Below are 6,523 nucleotides of genomic sequence, written 5' to 3'. Positions count from 1 at the left end.
GGGTGTTCCTCAGGGACCGGTCCGGGTCGCCGCCCTCCAGGATCTCCCGCAGGTCGGCGACCGCCGCCGGGACGCCGTAGGACTCCGCGACAGCGACCGGGTTGATCACCACTTCGTCGATACCGGCCTCGAAATGGCGCTCGATGCCCGCCCGGATCTCTCGGAGGCCGCCGAACAGGAAGACGCCCTCCTCGACCAACTCCCGGGCGGACGACACCGGGTCGGACACATCGAGGTCCAGACCCGCCCGGCGCAGCATGTCCACGTAGTGGGGCGCACACAGATGAACTCTGGTCCCGCGCTGGGCGAGCACCATCGCACTGCGCCCCGGCCGGTCCAGCACGGCATGGACGACGGTGACGATCCGCGGCCGCTCCCGCCCGGCGTCGCGGGCGCCCTTCTCCAGTGCCGGAGCCAGGACGTCCCGCACATAGTCGGGCGGCGTCAGCCAGGTGATCGCCGTGTCGGCCACCGAACCCGCCGCCCGGGCCATGCCGGGGCGCAGCACACCCGCGCCGACCTCCGGCGGCGTGGTTCCGGCCGGCGCCGACATCCTGGGCAGCACCACCCCGCGCATCGGGAACAGCGGCCCCGAGTGGTGGTCCAACCGGCCCTCGTGCAGCAGCCGGCGCAGGACGTCCAGGTACTCCGCCACCGCCGCCGCCGGACGGGCGTAGGGCGCGCCGTGCAGCGCGGCCACGAAGCCGGGCTCGCCCGCCCCGTAACCCACCACCGGCGGATGGCCCGTCAGCGCGCCGAGCGTGCGGGCCTGCACGGCCGCATCGTACGGATGCCGGAGCGCCGTCAGCGCCACGGACAGGCCGACCGGGATCCGGTAGCCCGCACCCGCCAGATACGCCAGCACATGATGCGACTCCAACGCCACCGACTGGCCCAGCCAGAGCCGCGCGGCGACCCCCTCCCGGACCAGCTCGGCCAGCGGCAGGACATCCCGTGGGTCCTGGACCTGGACGGGATACAGCACCGAGACCTTGCGCGAACTCGTCATCCCCGCCACCTCAGACCAGCACTTCCGCATCCGGCACTTCCGCATCCGGCACTTCCGCATCCGGCACATCCGCAAGCGGCAGGGCCGGCGAACCGAGGTTGCGGGCCGGCTCGGCGGGGGACGTCGACGCCTCGCGCAGGGCCTGGGCGACCTGCTCCTCCAGCGGCGGGCCCGCCGGATCGGTCGCACGGCGCACGACACCGTCGGCGACCGCCGCCGCCCGGTGCTGGCCGAAGCTGCGCCCGCCCCAGCCGTCCCGCTCGTCGCGGGGCTCCCAGGCGAGCGCGACACCGGGGCGCAGCGGGGTGGCGAAGACCGACGTGTCCCCGGCGACTCCCGGAAGGCTCGCCACGGCGTCCGCGAGCACCGGCGCGACGGCCGCGTCCGCGGCGTCGAGGTACACCACCGCGGCGTCCCGTCGCGGATACGTCCACGGACGGGACAGCACCTTCGCCCGGTACCGCACACCCAGGCCCGCCAGCCGCTCCAGCAGCGCCCGCCACACCGGCGGGGCGGCACCGGGTTCCGCCAGGTGCACGTACAGCCGCAGCAACTCGCCGGCCCGGACCGGCGAACCGTCGGGCCCGTCGACCAGCAGGAAGCCGGGCGACAGCGCCGGACGCACCGCCGGAAGCTCGACCACGCAGGGCCTGCCGACGGCCGGCGGCCCGTCCGAGCGCACCGCGCCGGGCCGCACGCCGACCAGCACCCGGCCCAACTCGACCCGCACCGGACCGTCCGCCCCGCCGTCGGCTGCCTCGACCGGCGAGCGGAGCACACCCGCCGCGACGGTCCGGGTGTGGCCGGTGGCCGCGATCAGCTCGCGCTCGAAGGTCTCGCTGCGCCGCGGCATCCGGGCCGGGCCCTCCTGGCGCACGATGCCGGCGTGCCAGCGCTCGTACAGCAGGCCGGCCAGCGCCGAGCGCAGTTCGCCCCAGGTGTCCGCGGCGACCACCAGGTCGTCGTCGACCTCGACCCGCGGCGTGCCGTCGGTGATCCGCAGGCCGCCGAGCGCCGCGCGCAGGGCCGGGGAGAGCGGGGCCGGGGAATGCTGATGGGACACGATCGTCTCCTGATCCCGTTGTCGATCCGTACGAATGGGCGTGGGCCCGCGGTCAGTCCTGGACGAGGCCGAGCACCTCGGCGGACCGGAGCGGGTCGAGCAGCGCGTTGCGGCCCACCCCGGCGGCCCCGCGGAGGACGGCGGTGAGGCGGTGGGCGAGGGTCGCCGTGGCGATCGTGCGCTCGAACAGGTGCCAGCCCGCGTACCGGGTCACCCGAGCGGTGAACTGCCTTTCGTCGGCGTCGGGTTCGGAGCGAACCCGGCGGTAGCCGGACCAGAACGCGGCGATCTGCGGACGCACCGCGTCGAGCTGTTCGGTGCCGCTGCGCATCAGCGCCTCGTGGACCTCGGCGGGCGGGACCGGGGTGTCCGGCCCGAGGCCCGCGAACATTCCGACGGCCGCCCGATGGAGCCATTGCCCGACGTACGCGCCGACGTCCCGGGCCGGGTCGGCGATCCGGAACTCCTCCCAGTCCGTCAGGTACAGGTCGTCGCCGGACAGCAGGAACTGGTCGAGCCGCAGGTCGCCGTGGATCGGCACCGCGGGCGCGGCCGCGCTCGACCCGGCGAGTTCCCGCAGGGCGGCCCGGACCCGCTTGTCGTGCTGCAGCATCGACCACACCTCCAACTCGCCCCCGCTGGCGGCGGCGTAGTCCTCGGCGGTCAGCTCGACCAGCCGGGCGGTGGACCCTTCCCGCCCTCCGGTGGCGGGTTCGGGCAGGTCGGCGGGGTGGACCGGCATGCGGTGCAGTTCCGCGAGCGCCAGGCCGGCCCGGTGCGACAGCGCGGCGTCGAAGCGGCCCTGATCGGCGAGCAGGTTGCCCGGCACCGCGTCGACCAGGCGCTCGTGCACCAGCAGCAGGGCCCCGGGGTCGGCGCCGAGGAAGGCCGGCGAGTGCCAGTGCTCCGGAGGGCGACCGGCGGCCAGCACCTGTTCGAACGCACGGGCCCGGTCGAAGCGTTCGGCGGCGAGCGGCTGCGCGAGCCGCTTCACGAACACCTCCCGGCCGTCGGTGGTCGGGCCCGCCCAGTTGTCGTTCCGTCCGGGCCGGCTGATGGGCGTCCGGTCCGCGAAGGGTGCCACGCCCAGGCGTTCGAGAGCCTGGACGACATCGGGGACGTGGTCGAGTGGAACCGGTGCGAAGACGCCGGCGGGGTCCATGTCGGGGACCGGCCCCGTCGGCGTTCCGGCCGTGTCCCGGATCGCGGTGATCGTCGCTGCCATGGGAGCCACGGTAGGCGGCGGCGTCCCCTGACGGGCAGCCGCACGGTCCTGCCAGGCACGGCCCGCGGCGGGGGTGGCAGAGCCCTGCCGGACGGGGTCGTGCGCCGCACGTCCCTGCCGGACGGCGGGCGGAACGGTGAGGTTCCGACCGGACGTCGGACGTGTCGGCAGGGAACTGGCGGGAGATCCGGATTCGCCTCCCCGGGGGCGCAGTTGTCTGCCTCTGGGCGGGTGGGGGCGGCGGCTGGTGTGCTGATGGTGCTGCAACCGGCAGCGGATGTGTGAACGAATGGAGTCAGCATGGACAGCAGCGACCTGATGGGTGGTTACTCCGCCTACACCACGCCGGGTGCGGCCCGGAACGACCTGGTGTCGATCCCCGACGGCACGGAAGGGTTCACGCCCACGATCACGATCTCGATCTCGGTGTTGGTCACCGTCATCGTGAGGGGCTGCAACTGAGCGTTCGGCTAAGTGTCGTGGCGCCGGCACGGTCCTCGGGCCGTGCCGGCGGCGGCGTTCGGCACTCAGCGTTCCCGGGGGGTCGACGCGGTGCGGTGGACCCAGCCGGCGATCGCCACGCGGGAGGAGCAGCCGAGCTTGCGCATGGTCTCGCGGATGTGGTTCACCACGGTCCATTCGGAGATGGTCAGTTGCCGGGCGATCTGCTTGTTGCTCAGGCCCTCGGCGATCAGCCGGGCGACCTCGTTCTGACGAGGTGTCAGCACAGTGTCGGCGGACGGCTCGGCCGCCGTGGCCCGGGAGGACACGGCGGGCCGGTCCGGAACGGGTTCCGACGGGTCGCCGGGCGTCCGCGCGGCGACGCATCCGAGCGCGAAGTCACGGATCAGGTCGGGGAGTTCGACCACCGCACCGGCCGCCATGGCGGCGAGCGACTCGCGGTCGCCGAGCAGTAGCCGCCGCTCGACCCGGCCGACGGTGAAGTCGGGTTCCGTCGGGTCGTCGAGCAGGTGGCGCCGGACGGTGTGGAAGCAGCCCAGCGCCCGGGCGACCGCGGCGGCGCGCGCGGCGGGGCCCGGCAGCAGCGGGCTGCCCATCAGGGCGAGGAGCGCGCCGAGCGCGGCCGGGGCTCCGAGGGGGCGCAGCGTGGCCAGTGCGCGGTCGAGGTAGTTGGTCGAGTCGGCCGCTCGTCCCGCCGCCGCCGCGAACGCGCTCAGGTGCAGCAGCGCGAGGCCGGCGACCAGGTTGTCCCGGGCCTGGATGGCCTCGGCGAGCGCGCGGGTGGCGAGCGCGGCCGCGGTGCCCGCGGAGCGGTGGAGGAACTCGGCCAGCGCGGTGTCGAGCAGCCGGCGACGGGCCAGGTGGCCGCCGTCGGCGCCCGGTTCGATGGCCTGGTGGAGCAGTGCGAGCCCCTCGTCCGGGCGGCTCGGGGTGATGGCGATCCCGCGCAGGTGCGTGATCCTGACGGTGAACCCGCCGTCCGCCGGGTCCTCGTGTCCCGCGTCGCCGGGCCGAACCCCGTCGAGGATGGCCAGCGCCGCTTCCGGCTCGTCGTTGCGGACGGCGGCCTCGGCCAGCAGCAGGGCCGTCCGTCGCCGGCTGTCCCGGTCGGCGTCGGGGCCGCCCAGCGAGGCCAGTCCGGCGGGCCAGTCGAACGGGGTGCCGATCGCGTAGTGGTACACCCGGGACAGCTCGGCGAGGTCGAGCGCCTCTTCCGCGAGCCCGGCGGCCACCAGTGTGTCGAGCGCCCGGCGGATGTTCCCCTCCTCGCTGCGGAACGCGATGATCCCTCCCGCCTGCGGGCCGCCCGTCATGAGGCGGACGGTGGATCCGGCCAGCCGGGCGTGGTGCCGGGCGTGGGCGAGCCGGACGTCCTCCAGTCCGTTCGCCGGCTCACCCGTCTGTTTGTCCGGTCGGTACGACCAGCGGCCGAAGGAGAGGTGCAGCCGGGTTCGGGTGTAGCCGTCGAGACGGCCCGAGGGAAGCGCGGAGAGGCTGAGCAGGTGCCGGCCGAGCAGTGACTCCAGGGCGGCCGGGTACTCGTCGAGGCCGACCCCGGAGATCTGCCGGAGCGACTCGGGTCCTGCGCCGCCGCTGAACACGCGGGCGCAGGCGAGCAGTCGGCGTCCGGCGTGGCTCAGGCCGCGCAGCGCCTCGGGTTCGGTGTCGTCCGGGCCGTACGCGTCCAGTAACCGGGCGAGGCCGTCGATGGCGGGCCGGGGCCGGTCCGGAAGCGCTCCGGCCCGGGACTGGCCGTCGAGGGCGGCCCAGAGGACCTCCGGCCCCTCCAGGGCCGCGATCCGTGCGGCCAGGCCGATCGCCCCGGGGTTGCCGTGGAGTTCCACGCAGGCGCGGGCGACGGCCAGTTGGTTGTGGCGCTCGACCTGGAAAGCGGGGTTGAAGGCGCGCAGGCAGGCCACGAAGAGCTCGACGGAGGGCACCGAGGCCAACGCCTCGACGTCGATGGCGCAGCAGTCCAGCGGCACCGGGAGTGGGGGAACGCTCCGGTGTGCGAAGCCGTCCTGCGCCACCGGCCGGCGCGCGGTGACCAGGGCCTTGACGCCCGTCCCGGCCAGCGCCCGGGCCAGCCGGGCCAGGACCTGCCGGTCGGGGTCGCGTCGCGCGCCGTCCAACAGCAGTACGGACGGGGCGTCGTCGGATTCGCGGGTTCGGGTGATCCAGCGGCGCAGGCCGTCCGCCCAGCCGTCCCCGGGTGCCGGCGCGATCCGGCCGATCGTTCCGCCGGTGCGGGTCCGGTGGGCGAGCGCGACCTCCTCGGCGAGCCGGCTCTTGCCGATCCCCGGCGCCCCGGACAGCAGCACGCCGTCGATGTCCGGCCGTTCGAGCACGGCCAGTACCTCGGCGAGCTCGCCGGCCCGCCCGACCGTCTCCATCGGGAACGGGCCGGTGGCGGCGGGCGGTCGGGCGACGGTCGGCGGTCCGGTCCCGGACAGCCGGTCGGCGGCCGTCGCTGCCGCGTCGGCGAAATCAGCGGACGTCATACGCGTCTCCAGAACGTGCCGGCGCGGTGGGTGACCCGGCCGTGTGGGTTCATTGTGACGGGCCGGTCGGCTCGGGCGTCGCGCCGGTGGCGCGCATCGGCCCGGCCGGCCAGGGCTGATCCTCGATCAGAGCGCTTGCTGGGCAAGGGAGTTGGTACATCGCGTGGATTCGGCGGCGGATCGGCTCCAGTGGGTACTGGTCGGCGTAGATGACGAGTTTGACCGTCACCCCTTCCAGCAGGCTGCGGAGCATGATCCCCTCC

Annotated in this window: 5 protein-coding genes and 1 pseudogene; 1 reads left to right on the top strand and 5 read right to left on the bottom strand. The window is 74.8% G+C overall.

Going from position 1 to position 6,523, the window contains the following annotated elements; genetic code table 11:
- The 3 genes from ACIQOV_RS21260 to lxmK all read right to left on the bottom strand — a co-directional run.
- Positions 1-1,009, bottom strand: a 1,009-nt coding sequence (locus ACIQOV_RS21260) for an LLM class flavin-dependent oxidoreductase (protein ID WP_401050622.1), incomplete at its 3' end; no start/stop codon positions are given.
- Between the two features lie 10 nt (positions 1,010-1,019).
- On the bottom strand, positions 1,020-2,072 hold the full coding sequence (locus tag ACIQOV_RS21255) for a T3SS effector HopA1 family protein (RefSeq protein ID WP_401050620.1): 1,053 nt from the start codon (positions 2,070-2,072) through the stop codon (positions 1,020-1,022).
- A gap of 52 nt (positions 2,073-2,124) precedes the next feature.
- Positions 2,125-3,297 (bottom strand): class V lanthionine synthetase subunit LxmK, encoded by a 1,173-nt coding sequence (gene lxmK / locus ACIQOV_RS21250; protein ID WP_401050617.1) that lies wholly within the window; start codon positions 3,295-3,297, stop codon positions 2,125-2,127.
- A 300-nt stretch (positions 3,298-3,597) separates the two neighbouring features.
- Here lxmK and ACIQOV_RS21245 point away from each other — a divergent pair, with 300 nt between their 5' ends.
- The gene (locus ACIQOV_RS21245) at positions 3,598-3,759 is read left to right on the top strand and encodes a hypothetical protein (protein WP_401050614.1); all 162 of its coding nucleotides are present in this window, start codon (positions 3,598-3,600) and stop codon (positions 3,757-3,759) included.
- A gap of 65 nt (positions 3,760-3,824) precedes the next feature.
- Here ACIQOV_RS21245 and ACIQOV_RS21240 read toward each other — a convergent pair whose 3' ends face one another.
- Together ACIQOV_RS21240 and ACIQOV_RS21235 are read right to left on the bottom strand one after the other, a co-directional pair.
- Complete coding sequence (locus ACIQOV_RS21240) at positions 3,825-6,260, bottom strand: LuxR C-terminal-related transcriptional regulator (protein ID WP_401050613.1); 2,436 nt, start codon at positions 6,258-6,260, stop codon at positions 3,825-3,827.
- A gap of 49 nt (positions 6,261-6,309) precedes the next feature.
- A pseudogene (locus ACIQOV_RS21235) lies at positions 6,310-6,523 on the bottom strand (hypothetical protein); the annotation flags it as partial.

Source organism: Kitasatospora sp. NPDC091257, from assembly GCF_044757675.1.
Classification (GTDB): Bacteria; Actinomycetota; Actinomycetes; order Streptomycetales; family Streptomycetaceae; genus Kitasatospora; species Kitasatospora lactacystinica.
Note: the sequence above shows the minus strand (reverse complement) of the source record. Positions and strands in the feature narration are given on the sequence as shown.

Coding starts and splice junctions, on each gene's coding strand:
- ACIQOV_RS21245 (WP_401050614.1), top strand. CDS start 3,598: ATGGACAGCAGCGACCTGATGGGTGGTTACTCCGCCTACACCACGCCG.
- ACIQOV_RS21240 (WP_401050613.1), bottom strand. CDS start 6,260: ATGACGTCCGCTGATTTCGCCGACGCGGCAGCGACGGCCGCCGACCGG.
- lxmK (WP_401050617.1), bottom strand. CDS start 3,297: ATGGCAGCGACGATCACCGCGATCCGGGACACGGCCGGAACGCCGACG.